We start from the raw sequence: 18,947 nt of genomic DNA, 5'->3' as shown, positions 1-18,947 counted from the left end.
CGGCGTCGCACCGGCCAGAATGCAATCGGCGAAGTGCAGCCATTCGCGGCGAAACGCGGTGTCGGGGATGCCCGGTATCACGCGTTCGGACGCCGTCTCGCCTATTGCTTCGCGAACGCGCACGATGGCCGAGGCATTGCGGAAATAGGGGTTCTGGAAATCGATCCGCACCTCCTCGCGCTCGCCATGGACATGGATCCACTCATCCCACCACTCATACTGGGCGAGCGCCACGTCGAGGAGACAGGGGATGCCGTCATAGTCGAGCACCGCGAGAAGTTGGTTCGGGCCGATCTGTCGCGCATGAACGACGCCGCTTGGCGCGCCGAAAGCGCCGCGCATGACGGCGAGATCGTGGCTGCCCAGGCTCAGCAGCAGGTGATAGAGATCGCGATAGCCGGCATGATCTGGGCCGAGTGCCGCCTCGATCCGCTTTGCAACGGCATTGCGTCCGGCCGCGAGCAGATCGGCCGATACGTCGGCGATGCGGGTCTGCGTATAGAGCTTGCCGTAGCGGTCGAAGCGGCCGGCGAAATCATGGACATGGATCGACTTCGGCCTGCCGATCGCGGCAATGCGCTCGAGTCCGATCTCATATCCCGGATCATAGAATTTCATGTAGCCGACAAGGGCGACAAGGCCGCTCCGTTCAGCCTGCTCGACCAGCGGGCGCGCCTCCTGGGGCGTGAACGCAAGCGGCTTCTCGACGATCAGATGCTTGCCGGCGCGGATCGCATCAGTGACCATCTCGCCATGATCGTAGGTGCAGATGACCACGGCGTCGACATTGGGATCGGCAAACAAAGCGCGATGGTCCGTGTACCGTGCCGAGACACCATACTGCTCCCCGACCTTGTCGACGGTGCCCGGCGAAATATCGCACAAAGCGGCGATGCGAAACGCCGGCAATTCCAGGAGATAGGGCAAGTGCATCAACTGGGCGATCTCGCCGCAACCGATAACGCCAACGCCAATAACGCGATCCTGCATGTCAACCCTTAACGGCGCCGGCCGTCAGGCCGGCGATGAACTGCCGTTGCATGGCGATGAAGACAACGATCACCGGCAGTGTCGTGATCGTCAACGCGGCGAAATAGAGTGTCCAGAGCGAGTCATACTGCTGAAAGAAACTGACCAGCCCGAGCGGGATGGTCTGCACGGCCGGGTCGCGCAGCAAAAGGAAAGCCAGGAAGAAATCGTTCCAGATCTCGATGAAGCCGAAGATGAGGATCAGCGCGACGCCCGGCCGGATCAAGGGCAGCATGATGTGGATCAGGATCGCCAGGCGGCTCGCGCCATCGACGCGCGCGGCGTCTTCGAGGTCGGCGGGCAGGGTGACGAAGAAGCTGCGCAGGATGAAGACCGAAAGCGGCAGCGAGGTCGCGGCATAGACGAAGGCGATGCCGAGCCTGTTGTTGATCAGGCCGAGATCGCGCGCCACCATGAACAGCGGAATGGCCATGACTTGCGGCGGCACCAGCATGGCCGCCACGGCCACCGCCAGCACGAGGCCGCGCCCGGGAAAACGAAGGCGCGCCAGCGCATAGGCGCAGGGCGTTGCGACGGCGACCAGGATGAACAATGCCGAACCGGTGACGAAGACGCTGCTGACGATGCGCGATCCCATGCCGGCGATGCGCCAGGCATCGACATAGTTCTGGAATACGAGGCTCGAGGGCGGGCCCCAGATATTGCTGAGCATTTCCTGCTTGGTCTTGAGCGAGCCGAAGAGCACCCAAAGCAGCGGGTAAATCGTCTCCATTAGCAGGAGGACGAGCGCGGCATAGATGCCGGCAAGTTCGAGAATGCCTCGCGCGCCGAGGCGACGAACGCTGTGGCGATGGTCGGCGGCGCCGTCCCGGGACAGGGGAGGGTTGGCCGCGGCGCTCATCAGACCTCAAGCCTTTGCCGCCGCATCAGGGCGAGCAACCCGACACTGGCCAGTCCGACGATCAGAAAAAGCACATAGCCGATGGCTGCGGCATAGCTCATGGCGCCATCCTGGAAGGCCTTGCTCATCATGTAGGTGAGCACGACCTCGGTGGCGTGGTTCGGCCCGCCCTTGGTCAAGACATAGACGATGTCGAAGTTGCGCACGAAGGCGCCTGACAAACCGAGAATGGTGTTGATGAAGACGATCGGCATCATCATCGGCAGGGTGACGTGCCAGAAGCGCTGGACCGGTCCCGCGCCGTCCATCTTCGCGGATTCGTAGAGTACCGCCGGGATCGTCTGCAGCCCAGCGAGATAGATCACGGCATGGAAGCCGAGCCATTTCCAGACATCGACGACGATGATCGAATAGAGCGCGATATCGGCGTCGCCAAGCCATGATTGTTTCAGCCCACCGAGGCCGAACAGATCGAGCGCGCCATTGAGCAGCCCGAAGACCGGATTGTATATCCAGGACCAGAGCAGCCCGACGGCGACGAAGGACATCGTCACCGGGACGAAGGCGGCGGCGCGAAAGAAGGTGCGGCCGAGGACTACCCGGTTCAAAAGCAGCGCCAGCCCGAGACCCAGCACGTTTTTCAAGACGACAACGGCGACGACGAAAATCAAATTGTTGCGCAGCGCGGCGAGGAAGATGCGATCGTGCGCCAGGCGCTGATAATTGGACAAGCCTGCCCAGCTGGGGTCGGAAAACCCATCCCAATTGTGCAGGCTGAGCCAGAAACCGTTGACGAACGGCCAGAGGTAGAAAAGACCGAAGAGGATCGCGGCTGGCAGGATCATGACGAAGGCGGTCGCGCCATCGCCTGAAACGAAGCGCCCGAAACGGCTCGCGGAAGGAGCCGCCTCTCGCGGTCGCGTGCTCATGCGGCGGATTTCTTCGCGGTTTTCGGCGTCAGCACCAATCCGAGCGTGCCGTTGATATAGGCGATGCTTTCCAGTGTGCTCTGCTCTGCCGTCTTCTTCGAAGCATCCAGTTCAATGATGGCGAGGCCATCGTAGTCTGCCTCGAGCAGCACGTCGACGATACCGGCAAGATCGACGACGCCGGCGCCAAGCTCGCAAAAGGCGCCATAGCGGTCATAGCCCTTCAGCGCAGGATCGACCCTGGTGTCCTTGAAATGCATGTAGCGCACGGTCGAGATGTAGGTTTTGACCGCATCGACCGGATCGGAATTGGTATGGGCGAGGTGCGCCGGATCGATGCACAGGCCGGCCAGACCGGTGTCCAGCTCATCCATCATCCGGTCGAGCTGATCGCGGCGCTCGATAAAGGTGTCGAGATGCGGGTGATAGACCGTCTCGATGCCGAGGTCCATGGTCCGCCTGCCGATATCCTCGAGCGCGCGGCAAAAGGCGCGGTAGTCGTCGGCCGTGTGAGGCCCAGCAATGGCTTCCGATGGACCGCCGCCCAGAACCAGCACCGGCGAGCCGAAGCCCTTCAGCATCCTGGTCAGCGCGACAAGCACATCGCGCTCATACGGCCAGGCGACAGGGTTGGTGAAGATCGCATTCACATAGAAGGAGGAGAGCTTGATTCCATACTCGCTCTGGCCTTCCGACAGCAGCGCGTAGCGCCGCAGGATGTCGGTATCGGTGGTGACCCCCATTGGCGCCTGGTTGCCGAGCTGCATGTATTTGCGGGCGTACTGGTCCGACAGGCTGGTGAAGGCGAGGATTTCAAACCAGCCGAAACCCTGATCGGCCAGGAATTTCATGGCCGGCCTGAGGGGAAGGCCGGTCAGGTCCCAACTGTTGAGATGATAACCGATCGAGAAGCGCTGCCGTTCGGCGCGATTTGTCGTCATGTCTCTGTCTCCGGTAAGGGAAGGCAGCCCGAGACGGGCGGCCCCTGTTTTCTTGCCCCTGGCGCATCAGCTCGGCTGGATGCGCTCGCCTGCATGCGAGCTCACTTGGGCGGCCAGTTGCCCTGCGCCTTGAGGTCGTCGAAGGTGGACTGGACCGAGGCGGCCGCCTCCTCGGGAGTCGTAGTGCCGCCAACAATGCCGGCGATCGCCGAGGCAGTGGCTGTCGCGACTTCCGACGGCCAGATCCAATCGAGGAACTTGATGGTGCTCGGGAAGGCTTCCTTGCGCAGTTCAACCGCATAGGCGTCGTCGACCTGCGGCACGCCCTTGATCGAGGCTGCGATCGGCTGCTCCGGAGCAAGGTAGAGCGTCGCAACCTCAGGCTGCGTCAGATATTCGATGAGCTTGATCGCCGCATCGAGCTTCTCTGGTGGGATCGACGACGCCACGCAGATACCGTTGTCGGCGCCGCCGCCATGGCCTGGCGCGCCCGGCGTTCCGTCCATTTTCGGAAAGGCAAAGACGCCCCATTTGAAGTCCTTGACGCTCGACTGGAGCGACGGGATTTCCCAGGTGCCACCATAATACATGGCGCTCTTGCCGGCGGCGAAAGCTGCGCGCATTCCGTCCTGGTCAACGGAAAGCGAGTCCTTGGAAAGGATGCCGTCGTCGACCCACTGCTTGATCAGCTTGAAGCCTTCGACGTCAGGCGCATCGGTGAACTTTGCCGTGCCCTCCAGATTCTTCTGCGTCTTGCCGACCGGGTCGCCCGAGGCCTGCGAAAAAGTTTCGAAGAACCACATCGGCCACATGACGGTGTTCGAGCCCTGATGCAGGAGAGGAATGACGCCCGCTCCCTTGAACTTCGGCACGGCCGCCTTCAGGTCGCCATAGGTCGGCGGAGCCGGGATAGCGAGCTTCTGAAAAAGGTCGACATTGTAGAAGATCGTCGATGTAGACAGCGTCGAGATGGGAACACCATAGACTTGGCCGCTGACCGTGAAGGCGCCAAGCGCGGCGGCGTCGATCCTGTCCTGGAACGGCTTGATCTTGTCGGTGATCGGCATGACCAGCTTGCGCCTGACATAGGCGCCATTGGTGTAAAAGGCCGGGCAGGCGATCAGGTCCATTTCCTGGCTCGCAAGCTTGGCGGTCATCAGGCGCTGGATGGAATCGGTCTGGGGCCCTTGGGCATCCCACTCGACCGCCGAGACGTCGGGGTTGGCCTTGAGGAAGCCGTCAATGACCTGCCGCTGGATCTTCTTCTGCTCGTCCGGCGCCTGACGCGGAGCGAGCTGGTCGAGGGCCGAACCCCCGAAAACTTTGAGCGTGATCCCCTCGGCATGGCCGATGTCGGGCATCGTGATCAAGCTCAGGCTGAGCAGTGCGGTAGCAAGGATGGCGGAATGTTGTTTCGAACGATGGGTCACTCTCTGCTGAATGGGCATCTGGCTCTCCTTTACGCCAATGCCGAGGGGCAACCTCGGGACCAAAGATCGTTGATGGTCATATGATCTTGGTCGCCTGTTGCAAATTTTGTCAATCGGTAGGCATGCCAATTATTTCACCAATTTCATGGGCCCATGGAGCGATGGCGGCTCGCGGGCGAGATGCTCCGCGGCACAGCAGCGGCAGTGCTGGCGCCTATGGCGGGTTCCTGGTCGGCCAGCAGGCCGCGCGCCGGTTGCTTTCCCGCGGCTCCGGCTCGATCCTGTTCACCGGCACCACCGCCAGCGTCAAAGGATTTCCGGGTTCGGCCGGCTTTGCCATGCCAAAGTTCGGCCTGCGCGGACTGGCCCAATCCATGGCCCGCGAGCTTGCGACGAAAAACATCCATGTCGCGCATTTCATCGTCGACGGTGTGATCGGGGCGAACGAGCCCGGACAGGCCGGCGAACCCGACCGGCAGGATCGCCGGCTGTCTCCGGTCGCGATCGCCGAAACCTATCTCGCAATCCACCGGCAGCATCGCAGCGCCTGGACTTGGGAGCTCGAACTCAGGCCGTGGGTCGAAAATTTCTGAGTCTCGGCCGGACTGCAATTCGTGCATATGGTTGCCATGGTGCCTTCGTGCCATGGAACAGCCGTTCGGACGTTATTTGCCTGCCGGCCGCCAAACGCAGCGCTGACTTTCTGCCAATCGCATCGAGATTGGATCGAGCGTTGCTTTGATCGCAACGACCTGCGTGTCACCGTAAAGGCCTGATCCAAGCCTGAGGCAGGAGGAGGTTGACCATGGCCAGGATTGTACCCGTGCTCGATCTCAGCCGTCTCGAACAGGGGGCATCGGAGCGTCGGACCTTTCTGTTCGACCTGCGCACGGCGGCCCGCGATGTCGGCTTCTTCTATCTCAGCGGCCATGGAATTTCGGCTGTGGAGATCGATGAGGTGCTTGAAGCCTCGCGCCGGTTCTTTGCCTTGCCGGATGCCGACAAGCTGGCCATCAAAATGGTCAAGTCCCCGCAATTCCGCGGCTACACGCGCACCGGTGGCGAAGTGACCAAGGGCAAGGCCGATTGGCGCGAACAACTCGACATCGGCGTCGAGCGCCGACCGGTCCCGCAAGGACCCAGCGTTCCCGCCTGGACGCGGCTGCAAGGGCCAAACCAATGGCCTTCGGCCCTGCCGGAACTCAAGCCGGCGCTGCTGGCATGGCAGACCAGGGCGACGGCGGTGGCAGTCCGCCTGCTGAAGGCCTTCGCGCTGTCGCTCGACCAGGCCGAGGACGCTTTCGATCCGATCTATTGCGGCGAGCCCAATCATCGCATGAAGATCGTGCGCTATCCCGGACGCGACACAACCGGCGGCGACCAGGGCGTCGGCGCACACAAGGACGGCGGTTTCCTGACGCTCCTGCTTCAGGACGACAACAAGGGGCTGCAGGTCGAATATGACGGAAGCTGGGTGGACGTGGATCCGATCCCCGGAACGATGGTGGTCAACATCGGCGAGCTCCTCGAACTGGCATCGAACGGTTATCTCAGGGCGACGGTGCACCGTGTCGTCACGCCGCCGGCCGGTGTCGAGCGGATTTCCGTTCCGTTCTTCTTCAGCGCCCGGCTGGATGCAACGATCCCGTTGCTTACCCTACCTGAAGATCTGGCTGCCGAGGCGCGCGGACCGGCGAGCGATCCGGACAATCCTCTGTTTCGCGACGTCGGCACCAACGTGCTGAAAAGTCGCCTGCGTTCGCATCCCGACGTGGCACGCCGGCATTATGCCGACCTGCTAGAGACGAGGGCGTCACCCGTCTGAAAAGGCCAGAGCACATAGAACAGGAATTTTCGTCATCCCGCCGGCTTTTGGAATTTTGTTCGTCGCCAACCCGCCCAAACAAGCTCAAACAGGCAACACCGTTCGACGGTTTCCTCCCATTCCGCTGAACGGCGTTCCCCTCTGAAGGGTGAAACCTTCTTCTTGGCCCGGGCCTATTCGAGCCCGGCCATTTTCTCCGCGCTCCCTTGGCGAAGGCGTCTGAGCCGATTCCTGACCCTAGCTTCCCGCCAACGACAATGCGCGGGCGCGTTCGCACAGCAGGGCAAGCAATTCGCTGCGCCGCGCTTCCGGTGTGTCGACTGGCAATACGAAGCAAAGGGTCTTGTTGATGGCGCCGTGGCCATCGCGGATGGGCGCGGCCATGCACCACGTGAAGCGGTCGGCGAGGGCGGCGGTCTCGCTGAAACCTTGCTGGCGGGCCAGAGCGACATCGCTGAAGAATTCGGCCGGCGCAATGACGCGGCCGTCAGGAAGCTTGTAGTCGCCAGGCGGGATGAAGTCCTCCACTTCTTCCTCGCTCATATGGCCGAGCAGGAGCCGCCCGGACGCCGTCCACGGGATCGGCACCTCGACCCCGACATCGCTTGAAATCCGGAACGGGCCGGAAGAATCCCGGCAATCGAGAACGATGTATTTGTTGCCGCGCAGGCCGCACAACTGCACGGTCTCGCCTGTCTCCGCGGCCATCCTGTCCAGCGTCTCTATGATGCGCCGATAGTGGGCGTTGTGATGCGAATAGGCCCAGCCGAACAGATGCATAGCCCGACCGAAATAGACGTAGCCTTCCGTCCCGACGTTTTCGAGCATTTCGGCTTCGAGCAGGCTGTTGACGATTTCGTAGGTGGTCGAACGCGGTGCACCGATCATCCTAGCGATGTCGCCGACGCGCATCGGCGCGCGGTGCCGTAAAAGCGCTTCCAGCAGCACGATGACGCGGTCGATGCCGCGGCGCCGTTCGCCATTACGCGGCACGGCGCCGGCTTCCGTTTCGATCAGACCAATGGCGCCATCGCTCATGTCGGCCGCATCCCCAAAAAAATCAATTCGGCCCTCGTCTCAAGACGCTTGAAAGATGTCAAGGCTCAGTCTAGCATTCCATTTGTCCGATATACAGACATATTGTCTGAAATATCAGACAATAACGAGCCAGGCGCAGAAAGTTCTGACGAGAAAACGGGCGGTTTCCGGATGCGGCAACCGGCGGGTTTCTCGTCTCGATCCGCACGTCCAGGCATAACCTCAGAAGGGAACAATCATGACGAAATCATCGTTTTTCGCATCAGCCAGCGCCCTTTGCCTCGGTCTCCTGCTGAGCCTCGGCGCCGGCTCGCAGGCCAATGCGGCCGCCAAATGCATCAAGGGCGACCGCAAGGCGCCGTACACGATCGGCTGGGCCAACATTTATTCCGTGCCGACCTGGATGAAGCAGACACAGGGCACGATCGAAGCCGAAATCGAGACTCTGAAGAAGCAGGGGCTGGTCGACAAGCTTGTCGTGACCGACGCCCAGGGCGACGCCAACGTCCAGATCCAGCAGATCCAGTCGATGATCGATTCCGACGTCGACGCCATCATCCTGATTGCCGGCTCGTCGACCGCGCCGGCGCGTGTGCTGGCGGACGCCTGCGCCAAGGGCATCGCCATCGTCAACTTCGACAGCCTCGTCGACACCGACCAGGTCACAGCCAAGGTCAACACCGATTCCGCTCAGTGGGGCGATCAGGCGGCCAAGTTCCTGATCGACGCCATCGGCGGCAAGGGCAAGATTCTCGTCCTCAACGGCCCGGCCGGCGTTTCGGTCAGCGACGATCGGCGCAAAGGCGCTGACGCGGCGCTCAAGGCCCATCCTGAGGTGACGGTCCTTGCCGAGACCAACACGCCCTACAATGTCGCGCCTGCACAGGAAGCCGTCACCAGCCTGCTGTTCGCCAATTCCGAGATCGACGGGATTCTTTCGCTCGGCGGCGCCTTGTCTGCGGGCGCGGTACTCGCCCTCGACAAGCAGGGCCGCGAACAAGTGCCGATCACCGGCGAGAACGCCCGTCAGTTCCTCGAACTCTGGAAGGAAAAGGGTCTCAAGAGCTGGGCGACCATGCAGCCGAACTGGCTCGGCGCTTTTGCCGCCTACACCGCCGTCCAGGCGCTGGAGGGCAAGGATGTGCCGGCTTTCGTCAAGATTCCGCTGCCGGTGATCGACAATTCCAACATCGATCAGTACCTCGCCCGGGCGGCCGATTTTCCGGCTGACGGCTACATCTATTCGCCCTACGACGAGGAACTGTTCAAGAAGCTGCTGGCTGAACAATAAGCCTGAAAGGTCGCAGAAATTGGTGGCCACGGCTCCGCTTCTTGCCGCGCGGGGAGTGTCGAAGTCCTTCTTCGGCAACCCCGTCCTGCGCGCCGTTTCCATCGCTCTCCAGCCGGGCCGCGTGCATGCGCTGCTCGGCGAGAACGGTGCCGGAAAGTCGACGCTGATCAACCTCTTGTCCGGTGCCTTGCGCCCGGATGGCGGAGCGATCGAGGTCGATGGGCGCCCAGTGTCGCGCATGACCCCCGCCTATGCCCAACAAGCCGGGATCGCCGTCGTCCAGCAGGAACTCAGCCTGACGGCCAGCCTCTCCATCGCCGAGAACATCGGCCTTGGCGCCTATCCGCGCCGGTTCGGTTTGCTCGACTATCCCGAACTCGCCGTGCGGGCCAGGGCAGCATGCGATCTTGTCGGGCTTCACGAACCGCTCTCGATACCGGTCGGACATTTGTCGCTTGGCCGCCGGCAGATGGTGGAGATAGCCAAGGCGCTTTACCGCCGGCCGCGCGTTCTCATTCTCGACGAACCCACTTCGTCGCTTTCAGCAACCGAAACGAAAGTCCTGACGGAATTGTTGGAGAGGCTGCGCGGCGAGGGCATCGCTATTCTCTACATTTCGCACCGGCTGAACGAAGTCATGGCACTGTGCCAGCATGTCACCGTCCTGAAGGACGGCGCCTGCACGGCGGATCGCAGCCTGGAAGGAACCGACGCCAGCGGGCTGGTTCGGCTGATGGTCGGCCGCGACCCCGGCGATCTTTTTCCACAGTGGCAGGCTTCGGTATCGACTTCCAACGCCATCTCGGTTCGCAATTTTTCGGCCGGCCTGATGCGCGACGTCGATCTCGACATCAGGACGGGCGAGGTGCTCGGCATTGGAGGCCTGGTCGGGCAAGGGCAGGAAGATCTGCTGCTCGGCCTCTACGGCGCCATTCCGGCCAGGACGGCATCCGCGACCGTCAACGGCGCTTCGGGTCTGCCCGGCGGTGTGCCGAAAGCCAACGCGCTTGGCCTCGCCTATGTCCCGGCCGACCGGAAGCGCGAAGGCCTGCACCTGATCCATTCCATCATCAGCAATATGATGCTGCCCGCTTTCGCAAGACTGCCGGCGCTGAAGCTGCGCAGCCGCCGTGCCGAGCGCGAGACGGCGAGAGGTCTCGCTGCCCAGCTTGGCATCAGGGGCGACCTCGACCGGCCGGCGCAGGCCCTCTCGGGCGGCAACCAGCAGAAGGTGGCGCTGGCGAAATGGATGCCGCACCACCCCCTTGCGCTTCTCCTCAACGACCCGACGCGCGGCGTCGATGTCGAGACCAAGCGCGAAATCTACATGATGCTTCGCAACTTCGCCGCCGCCGGCAAGGCGGTCGTGCTGCTCAGCTCCGACACGCCCGAACTGGTGCACCTTTGCGACCGCGTCGCGGTGGTCCGGGAGGGCCACATCGTTGCCATGCTCGAGCGCGGCGCATTGAGCGAGGAAGCAATCGTTTCCGCTGCGATGGGCGCCGAACAGCGGCAGGTGGCGGCATGAGCACGGTGGCCTCCTCAAGGCAAGCCGGCGCTCTTTACTGGCCGGTTCAGCTGCGCCGCAATGTCGGTGTGCGCGGCCTGTTCGCCGTGGTCATGGCGTTCCTCGTCGCCTATGGCTTCCTGTTTCCCGGCTTGTTGACCGCTTCCGGCTTTGCCAAATTCACCCAGAGCTGGTTTCCGCTGGCGCTGGTCGCCATGGCCCAGGCGATCCTCATGCTTACCGGCGGCATCAGCCTGGCCATCGGCGCAATGGTCAGCCTGGGCGCGGTGATCGCCGCGACGACGATGACCGGGCCGCTGGGCGTAGCCGGCGGTGCCGCTGCGGTGGCGCTGACCGGGATCGGCATCGGCGGCGCGACCGGGTTCATCGTCGTAAAACTTCGGTTGCCGGCGATCGTGGTGACGCTCGCCGGTTCCTTCATCATCGGCGGTGCGGCGCTGCTCATCCTGCCGAGACCCGGCGGCGCCATTCCGGAGTGGCTGTCGGACCTGCTTGCCGGCAACACGCCCGCGGCCTTCGTGCTGCTGCTGCTCATCGTCCTTCTGTGGAAACTCTATCTCGCCACACCGCTTGGCTTGAGCCTTTATGCCGCCGGCGAGAATCCGGTCGGCGCCTATCGCTCCGGCGTGCCGGTCGATGGCGCACGGGTAGCGGCTTACGCGATCAGCGGCCTGCTTTGCACAGGCGCCGGCCTGTTCGTCGCCGCGCAAACAGGTTCGGGCGATCCGGTCATCGGCACGGCCTTCACGCTGAATTCCATCGCCGCCGCCGTGCTCGGCGGCATCGGCTTCCTCGGCGGTCAAGGCACGATGCGCGGTGCGCTTGCCGGCAGCCTGCTGCTCAGCCTGATGATCAGTGTGATGTTCTTCCTCGGCTTCACGCCGGTCGCCCAGTATGTCGCCCAAGGCCTCATCATCATCGGGGCGGTCGCCATCCCGCAATTCCGCAAGGTGCAGCAATGACAGCATGGAAAGAAACCGCGGCCCGCAGGCGCGTCTTGACGATCCTGCGCAGCCGGCCCTTTCTCACCGTTGCCATCGTTGCCGCGGTGTGGATCGTGGCGAGCTTCGTCTCGCGCGGCTTCGGCGCCTATGGCCATTTGCGCTATCTGGTCGAACTGGCCGCGGTGATTGGCCTGGTTGCGGCGGGGCAGACCTTTGTAGTCATTGCCGGCGGCATCGACCTTTCCGTCGCGGCGATCGTCACGGTGAGCGCCGTCAGCCTGCCGCTGCTGTCGTGGCAGGCGGATCCGACCGGGCTCACCGCCGTCCTTGCCGTCCTTGCGCTGACGACGACAATCGGTCTGGTGAACGGGCTGGGTGTGGCGCTGTTGCGCGTTCATCCCATGATCATGACCCTGGCCATGGCGACATTCCTGCAGGGCTTGCTGATCATCATCGCCGGCGGCAGCGCCGTAACCGCCGAGAACCCGCTGGTCCGCTGGCTCGGCAATGCGCGGCCGGCCGGTATACCCGCAGGCGTGCTCTTGTGGGTGGCCGTTTCCGTGATCGTTCTGGCCGCAATGCATGCCACATCCTTCGGCGCTCGGCTCTTCGCCATGGGCGCCAACCCGCTCGCCGCGACACTCTCCGGCGTTCCCTTCGCTTCGACAACCCTGGCGGTCTACGGCATCAGCGGGTTCACTTCCGGGCTTGCGGGCGTGCTGGTGCTCGGCATGAACGGACAAGGCTATGTCGGGATCGGCGATCCCTATCTGCTCGCCTCGATTGCGGCCGTCGTGCTCGGCGGCACCTCGATCCTCGGCGGGCTCGGCACCTATGCCGGCACCATTCCCGGCGCCATCCTGCTGGTCACGATCACGGCTCTGATCACCGTCGTCAACGCCTCGCCCGGCTGGCGCAGCATCCTTTTCGGTTCGCTGATCCTGGGGCTGCTGCTTCTCTCAGGCAGGGAGCAGGCCCGCCGATGACATATCGTCCAGCCGGTAGATGCGCCTTGCATTGCCGAAGAACAACGCCGTCTGCTCGTCTGCGGAAAGCTCCCCGGCAATGGCCTTGAAGCTGTCATATACTGCATCGAACGACGCGTGCAGACCGGCCACCGGGAAGTCACTGCCGAACATCGCGCGCTGCGTGCCGAAACAGTCGATGCAATGCATGACAACCGGCTTCAGGCTGTCGAGCGTCCAATCATGATCGTAGGCGACCAGATCCGATATCTTGATGGCGACGTTGTCGCGCTCCGACAAAAGCCGAAGCGCTTCGCGCCACGCCCGCATCCCATCGGCGTCACGGTCGATCGGGCTGCCGCAGTGGTTGAGAATAAAGAGCTGGTTCGGATAGGCCGCTGCGAGGCGCGCAGCACCGGCGAGTTGGCGCGGAAACACCATCAGATCGAAAATCAGCCGATGACCGGCAAGCAGCGCCAGGCCGGCGCGCCAGGCCGGATCGTTCATGATGCCGTCACGGGCAGCGAAGCGGCGGGCAGGATCTGGATCCCAGCTCAATATGTCGCGCACGCCGACGACACGGTCGAATGCCGTCTGCGCCTCGACCAGCGCCGGGGCTTGGCAGTTCGCCAGCGGGACGTGAACGACGTAGCGGGCCGCCACACCCCGCGATTTGTCGAGCGTTTCAAGCCACCGCGTTTCGCCCACGCAGTCGTCCCCGGCCCAACCGGCTTCGACATGAACGGTGGCGACGACATTGTGCCGGCTGGCGTCGCGCAAATAATCCTCAGGAAGATAGTTTCGCCGCAACGGGCCAAGCTCGCCCAGGCCGCCGCGCTCGCCAGCCGTTGTGGCGAGCCAGGGGTGGCGGCCGAGGCCGAGATCCCAAAGATGATGGTGGGCGTCGATGATAGGTCCGGAGTAAGGCTTTGACACGCATCCCTCTGCTGTGGCCGGCATCGGAAATCGATCCGGGCTTCATCCTGCGAAGGCGAAAGGACTAGCATCGGATGACCGAAAACTCACCCGTACCGGCGCTCGCGACCCGTGAAAATTTCCTGCTCGACGATCGCATCCGCGGCGTGCCGCCCGGCACCTTCGGGCTGGACAGCAGCCTTGTCGCATCTCAGCGCTGGCATCCGGCTGATGGGCGGATGTCGTTGCCGGTGCTGACCCTCAACGAGGAGGCCTTCATCGCCAATCGTGACCTGTTTCTGCGCTACGCGCGCGAACAGGGCGCCATGGTCGCGCCGCATGCCAAGACCCCGATGGCGCCCGACCTTGCCCGATCGTTGGTAGAGGCCGGAGCATGGGGAACGACCGTCGCGGATATCAGACAAGCCGCGGTGATGCTCAGGGCCGGCCTCACTCGGCTGATCATCGCCAACCAGGTTGGTGGATCAGGCGGTGCGAACCGGCTCGCGGCGCTGGTTCGCGCCTGGCCAGGCGTCGAGCTCTTCGTCTTCGCCGACTCTGTCGCCGCCGTGCATGCGCTCGCCGAAGCCTGGCGGGCCAATGCGATGCTGCCGCCGTTGCGCGTGCTTGTCGAACTCGGTGCGGCGAGGGCAGGCGCGCGGACCATTGGCGAGGCCGAGGCGATCGCCGATGCAGTTGATGCAGCCGGTGGACGGCTGCTGATTGCCGGCGTTGGGACCTACGAAGGCGCCGCGGCGCAATCCGACCCCGGCCGCACCGAGGAGGCGATCTCGGCTCTGCTGGCGAAGACGGCCGACATGTTCCTGCGGCTGCGCGCCCGCGTCGGCGGCGACGTGCCGCTGATCGTCACGGCCGGCGGCTCGGTGCTCTTCGACAAAGTGGTCGCCGCGCTTTCGCCTGCCGTTTCCAGTGACGGCAATGCGACGCTGGTGTTGCGCAGCGGCGCCATCTTCTTCCACGACCATGGTATCTATGATCGCTCGCTTAGCGCACTTGACGCCCGCAACGGCTTTGCGGTCGGCGGCGTCAGCGTTTCCGCACGAAATTCGTTTCGTCCGGCTTTGCGCCTGTGGGCCGAGGTGCTGTCGCGGCCGGAGCCCGGCCTGGCGATCTGCGGCATGGGCATGCGCGACGTGTCGTTCGATCAGGGCTTTCCGATGGTGGTCGCGGCCTTCCGGACTGGCAGGTCGCTGCCGGTAGCGCGCGCCGAGGTCTTCAAGCTCAACGACCAGCACGCCTTCCTGACAATCGCGCCGGGCGACGACATTGCCGTTGGTGACATCATTGAATTCGGCATCTCCCATCCCTGCACCTGCCTCGATCGCTATCGCGTGATTTTCGGCGTCGACGCGGCCGGGCATGTCCGCCACGCCTTTCCCACCTATTTCGGCTGACCGGATCTTGCGGCGGCCCCAAGAGAACCTCGAAAGGATCCAATATGATCAAGTATTTCCAGTCCGGCTCCCGCATGTCGCAGGCGGTCGTCTATGGTGGCCTCGTCCACATCGCAGGCCAGGTCGCCGACAATCGCAAAGCCGGCATCGAAGGCCAGACCAGCGATGTGCTCTCAAAGATCGAGGCGCTTTTGGTCGAGGCCGGCAGCAGCAAGTCGAAGCTTGTGGCGGTCAACATCTTCCTGCCGCAGATCGGCGACTTCGACGCCATGAACAGCATCTACGATGCCTGGGTGGATCCCCAACGCCTGCCGGCGCGGGCCTGCGTCGAGGCGCGTCTCGCCGATCCCGACCTCCGCATTGAGGTCACAGCGATCGCCGCCATCTGAGTTTCGGCCATGCACACCGGCCTCACCCATACGCTCGACTTCGACCGGGACGGCAAGACGTCAGGCCATCTCAGTATACCCTTCTCGATGGACCGTTCGCCCTATTTCCAGGTCAAGGTCCCGATCTGCCTCATACGCAACGGTCAAGGACCGTCGATGCTTCTGATGGCCGGCAATCACGGTGACGAATATGAGGGCGAGCTGTCGCTGGCAAAGCTGATCCGCCGGCTCGATCCCAAGCGGATCAAGGGCCGCGTCACCATACTGCCGATGGCGAACGCTCCGGCGGTCATGGCCGCCAAACGCTGTTCGCCGCTCGATGGCGGCAATCTCAATCGAGCCTTTCCGGGCGATCCGTCGGGCACACCGACAAGCCGGCTTGCCCGTTTCCTCGAGACGGAACTGTTCCCTCGCCACGAAATCGTCTTCGACATCCATTCGGGCGGCACCTCGATGGAACATCTGCCTACAGCACTCGTCGAGCGCAATACCGATCCCGACCGCCACAGGCGCGGGGTGGAGCTGATGCGGACGCTCGGCATGCCGTATGGGTTCGTGGCCGACAATGGTCAGGCCTCGCCGACCTCGATGGGCGCAGCCCGCCGGGCCGGTGTCATTGGCGTCAGCGGCGAGTTCGGCGGCGGCGGCACCGCCACAGTCGATACGATGGCGATTACCGCTCGCGCGATCGACAATCTGATGGTCGCCGTCGGCGTGGTCGAAGCGCCGGTTCTTTCGCCGAAGTCAAAGCCTTCGGCGCGGACGCGACTGCTCTCGCTTTCCCGGCAGAGTCAGGGCCTCTACGCCACCCGCCGCGGCTGGTTCGAACCCGCCGTCAGGCTCGGCGACAGCGTTAGCGCCGGACAATTGGCCGGCTGGTATCACGACCTCGAACGGCTCGATCTTGCCGAGGAAGCCCTGCATTTCGCCGAAGGCGGCATCGTACTTTCGCGCCGGCTGCACACGATGTGCGAGGCGGGAGATTGCCTGTTGCAGGTCGCCGAACCGGTGGAAGGCTGACGGGAAACCAATCGCGTTGGCTCACGGCGCCATTATAGAAAACCGAGGAGATTTCATGCAGCTTTCGATGTGGACCTACCCCTGGGATGTCCAGGATCTGGGCTTGGAAGCCGTCGAACGCGATCTCGTCGAGCGCGCCGGGCTCAACATGATCAGTCTCGCAACCTCCTATCATGCCGGTCGCTTCCTGCAGCCGCGCAGCCCGCGCCGCAAAGCCTTTTTCCCGGAGGACGGCACGATCTACTTCAAGCCAACCGCCGCCCGATGGGCCGATCTCCTGATCCAGCCGAAGGTGGCCGACGTGATCACGGAAGGGGGCGACGTTCTGGCCGAACTTATCCAACGGCGCGAGGCACGCGGCCTCCAAGTGTCGTGCTGGACGGTCTGCCTGCACAATACCCGCCTCGGCATGCTTTATCCGCAGGCCGTCACCCGCAACGCCTTTGGCGATCCTAACTATTACAATCTGTGCCCATCGCATCCGGATGCGCGCGCCTATGTCCGCGCGCTCGTCGCCGACGTTACACACACTTACAAGCCGGACAGAATCGAACTTGAAAGCCCGTCCTTCATGGGCTTCGCCCATGAATACCATCACGAGAAGGATGGTGTCGGGCTGACGCCGGAAGACGACTTTCTTCTGTCGCTGTGCTTCTGTCCGTCCTGCCTCGCCCGCGCCGCTGCTGCCGGCATCGAAGGCCAGGCGGCGCGTAAGCTCGTCAAGCAGTGGATTGCCGAGGCATGTGAGCGCGCGGTGCCTGAACGGCGCTTTCCCGAATTTCCCGCAAGTGGCCTCGACACCTTTCTGCCCTGGCCGCAACTCCACGCCTATCTGTTGTGGCGGTTCGAGCCGGTGACCAGCCTAGTCGCCGAACTGCGCGAGGTTGCCGATCCGGGGACAAATGTCCTCATCATCGACCTGAAAGACGGTTGGCTCGGCGGCTGCGATCTGGCAGCGCTCGGCAAGGTCTGCGACGGGGCGATCCTTTGTGCCTACGACATGCAGGCCGGCGACGTGACGGGCCTGATGGCGGCTGGCCGCACCGCGCTCGGAGCAGAGAAATTCCTAGGCGCCGGCTACCGGCTCTTCTATCCGGAAATGGCAGGCCCTGAAATCCTCGCCGGCAAGGTGAAGCCGGCGCTGGCGCCGGACGTCGACGGTATCAATTTTTACAATTACGGCCTTGTCCCCGCCGCACGACTCGATTGGGTGCGTGCAGCGCGACCTGTCTGACCAAAACGATCCGTGTGCCGCAGTCTAGCTGTTAGCAAACATCCTGCTCGGAGCGTGAGGGGTGGCTGCCAGAGCGACGATAGCCCAGTGTTTCGGCAGACAGCGCAAAACACCGTCTTCAGCGCGTGTGCCGCACAAGATAGGGTTCGACCAAGGCGCGTAATTCCGCAGCGGGCGCCGCTTCGCCGGCAGCACGCAGCGCCCGTTCGTAGCGTGCATAGTCGTCGACCGCGCCTTCGAAATCGCGGCGCGACAGCCGCTCCCTGATCAGCGCCTTGCAGACGGGTCCGGCATCCGGATAGAGGTCCAACGTCCTCAGATAAATCGAGCGCGATTCATCGGCGTTGGTCGCCTCCAGCCTCTGGCCGATCCGCAATGCGAGATCGATCAGATCGCGACGCACTTTTTCTGCGGCGGCGAGCGACCAGAAGCTGGCTCGCTCGTGCAGAAACAGCGGACCGGGGAATGCGAGGAACAGCGCTTCCGCTTCCGGTCGCAGCCCGGCCGCCTCGCCATTGGCGGTCGTGACGGATTTGAGCCGTCCATCCCAGTCGGCGAGGTCGACCCAGACCTTGTCCGACGCGAGGCGAAGCTTGCCTTCGCGCTGGACGATGAGGTCGATCCGCCCGAGCAGCCTGCGCAGCCGATGCAGCGCCTGCTCGCACGCCGCCCGCGCCTGGTCGCCGTCGAGGTCGGGCCACAGCCAGTCCTGAAGGGTCTCCAGGGAGCAGGTGTTGTCTTTCGAGATCGCCAGTACCCGCAGGATGTCGAGAGCCTTCGTCGGTGACTTGGCGCCGAGATTAAGAGGGTTTGCATCGAGTTCGAGCCGAAAGCCTCCGAGAACGTGGACCTTGAGCGGCCATGGCCAGGCGGTGGGCCGCCGTTGCGGCGCGTCCAATCGGCGTTCCCGGATAAGCGACCGGCAAAGCTTAGGCTCGATGCCGCGCTCAAGCGCATCGCCAAGCAGTTCGGCGAGCAATTCCGGAACATTGAGGAGCACCATTGGCCAGCTGATGTCGCGGAGCGCCTCCATGAAGAGCTTCAGCCGGTCGCCATAGTGCGGATCCTGCTCCCACAGGTTCTCCAGCGCGGCCGCGGCAAGAATGCATATCTCGGTTCGCTTGCGGGCGCCGCCGTCCAACCGCGGCAGCAGGTCGCTGAGCAGCGCGGCGGCTTCGCGCGGCTTCCTGTC

Annotated in this window: 17 protein-coding genes and 1 pseudogene; 10 read left to right on the top strand and 8 right to left on the bottom strand. The window is 63.5% G+C overall.

From position 1 onward, the window contains the following. The 5 genes from NMG80_RS20620 to NMG80_RS20600 form a co-directional block, all read right to left on the bottom strand. A partial coding sequence (locus tag NMG80_RS20620) for a Gfo/Idh/MocA family protein (RefSeq protein WP_254019807.1) occupies nucleotides 1-990 on the bottom strand: 990 nt, incomplete at its 3' end. A 1-nt stretch (nucleotide 991) separates the two neighbouring features. Next, a complete protein-coding gene (locus NMG80_RS20615) occupies nucleotides 992-1,891 on the bottom strand; it encodes a carbohydrate ABC transporter permease (RefSeq protein WP_254019806.1) in 900 nt (299 codons plus the stop codon). Next, on the bottom strand, nucleotides 1,891-2,820 hold the full coding sequence (locus NMG80_RS20610; protein WP_254019805.1) for a carbohydrate ABC transporter permease: 930 nt from the start codon (nucleotides 2,818-2,820) through the stop codon (nucleotides 1,891-1,893). Before NMG80_RS20610 ends, NMG80_RS20615 begins: the two co-directional genes overlap by 1 nt. After that, entirely contained in the window at nucleotides 2,817-3,761 is a 945-nt protein-coding gene (locus NMG80_RS20605; RefSeq protein WP_254019804.1) for a sugar phosphate isomerase/epimerase family protein, read from the bottom strand. The genes NMG80_RS20610 and NMG80_RS20605 overlap by 4 nt, the downstream gene beginning before the upstream one ends. Nucleotides 3,762-3,862: 101 nt before the next feature. Beyond that, nucleotides 3,863-5,209: an extracellular solute-binding protein gene (locus tag NMG80_RS20600; protein WP_254019803.1), complete on the bottom strand. Its 1,347-nt coding sequence runs from the start codon at nucleotides 5,207-5,209 to the stop codon at nucleotides 3,863-3,865. Between the two features lie 188 nt (nucleotides 5,210-5,397). On the opposite strand from NMG80_RS20600, the pseudogene NMG80_RS20595 reads away from it, so the two are divergent. Further along, nucleotides 5,398-5,784: pseudogene (locus NMG80_RS20595) on the top strand (SDR family NAD(P)-dependent oxidoreductase); the annotation flags it as partial. A 212-nt stretch (nucleotides 5,785-5,996) separates the two neighbouring features. Further along, entirely contained in the window at nucleotides 5,997-7,016 is a 1,020-nt protein-coding gene (locus NMG80_RS20590; protein ID WP_254019802.1) for an isopenicillin N synthase family dioxygenase, read from the top strand. 237 nt (nucleotides 7,017-7,253) lie between these two features. On the opposite strand, the gene NMG80_RS20585 is transcribed toward NMG80_RS20590, so the two are convergent. Continuing rightward, on the bottom strand, nucleotides 7,254-8,054 hold the full coding sequence (locus NMG80_RS20585; RefSeq protein ID WP_254019801.1) for an IclR family transcriptional regulator: 801 nt from the start codon (nucleotides 8,052-8,054) through the stop codon (nucleotides 7,254-7,256). 238 nt (nucleotides 8,055-8,292) lie between these two features. On the opposite strand from NMG80_RS20585, the gene NMG80_RS20580 reads away from it, so the two are divergent. Genes NMG80_RS20580 through NMG80_RS20565 form a run of 4 tightly spaced genes read left to right on the top strand, consistent with a single transcriptional unit; the run spans nucleotide 8,293 to nucleotide 12,803 of the window. Beyond that, nucleotides 8,293-9,345, top strand: a complete 1,053-nt coding sequence (locus NMG80_RS20580) for a substrate-binding domain-containing protein (RefSeq protein ID WP_254019800.1) — start codon at nucleotides 8,293-8,295, stop codon at nucleotides 9,343-9,345. A gap of 19 nt (nucleotides 9,346-9,364) precedes the next feature. Then, nucleotides 9,365-10,873, top strand: coding sequence for a sugar ABC transporter ATP-binding protein (locus NMG80_RS20575; RefSeq protein WP_254019799.1), 1,509 nt, complete (start codon nucleotides 9,365-9,367; stop codon nucleotides 10,871-10,873). Then, nucleotides 10,870-11,835 (top strand): ABC transporter permease, encoded by a 966-nt coding sequence (locus NMG80_RS20570; protein ID WP_254019798.1) that lies wholly within the window; start codon nucleotides 10,870-10,872, stop codon nucleotides 11,833-11,835. The genes NMG80_RS20575 and NMG80_RS20570 overlap by 4 nt, the downstream gene beginning before the upstream one ends. Further along, the gene (locus tag NMG80_RS20565; RefSeq protein ID WP_254019797.1) at nucleotides 11,832-12,803 is read left to right on the top strand and encodes an ABC transporter permease; all 972 of its coding nucleotides are present in this window, start codon (nucleotides 11,832-11,834) and stop codon (nucleotides 12,801-12,803) included. Before NMG80_RS20570 ends, NMG80_RS20565 begins: the two co-directional genes overlap by 4 nt. Here the strand turns inward: NMG80_RS20565 and NMG80_RS20560 are convergent. Continuing rightward, nucleotides 12,777-13,718, bottom strand: coding sequence for an amidohydrolase family protein (locus NMG80_RS20560; RefSeq protein ID WP_254019796.1), 942 nt, complete (start codon nucleotides 13,716-13,718; stop codon nucleotides 12,777-12,779). The two genes, NMG80_RS20565 and NMG80_RS20560, sit on opposite strands and share 27 nt — an antisense overlap. Nucleotides 13,719-13,792: 74 nt before the next feature. On the opposite strand from NMG80_RS20560, the gene NMG80_RS20555 reads away from it, so the two are divergent. From NMG80_RS20555 to NMG80_RS20540, 4 genes are read left to right on the top strand one after another with little or no spacing between them, the layout of a single operon-like run. Further along, nucleotides 13,793-15,112, top strand: a complete 1,320-nt coding sequence (locus NMG80_RS20555) for an alanine racemase (protein WP_254019795.1) — start codon at nucleotides 13,793-13,795, stop codon at nucleotides 15,110-15,112. Between the two features lie 44 nt (nucleotides 15,113-15,156). Continuing rightward, complete coding sequence (locus tag NMG80_RS20550) at nucleotides 15,157-15,501, top strand: RidA family protein (RefSeq protein WP_254019794.1); 345 nt, start codon at nucleotides 15,157-15,159, stop codon at nucleotides 15,499-15,501. Between the two features lie 9 nt (nucleotides 15,502-15,510). Beyond that, nucleotides 15,511-16,521, top strand: coding sequence for a succinylglutamate desuccinylase/aspartoacylase family protein (locus NMG80_RS20545; protein ID WP_254019793.1), 1,011 nt, complete (start codon nucleotides 15,511-15,513; stop codon nucleotides 16,519-16,521). Nucleotides 16,522-16,576: 55 nt separating this feature from the next. Continuing rightward, nucleotides 16,577-17,755, top strand: coding sequence for a family 10 glycosylhydrolase (locus NMG80_RS20540; protein ID WP_254019792.1), 1,179 nt, complete (start codon nucleotides 16,577-16,579; stop codon nucleotides 17,753-17,755). A gap of 118 nt (nucleotides 17,756-17,873) precedes the next feature. On the opposite strand, the gene NMG80_RS20535 is transcribed toward NMG80_RS20540, so the two are convergent. Next, the coding region (locus tag NMG80_RS20535; RefSeq protein ID WP_254019791.1) for an AfsR/SARP family transcriptional regulator at nucleotides 17,874-18,947 on the bottom strand (1,074 nt) is incomplete at its 5' end.

It is taken from the genome of Mesorhizobium escarrei (assembly GCF_935825525.1).
GTDB lineage: Bacteria > Pseudomonadota > Alphaproteobacteria > Rhizobiales > Rhizobiaceae > Mesorhizobium > Mesorhizobium escarrei.
The sequence above is the reverse complement of the archived record's forward strand: the minus strand, read 5'-3'. Positions and strand labels throughout refer to the sequence as shown.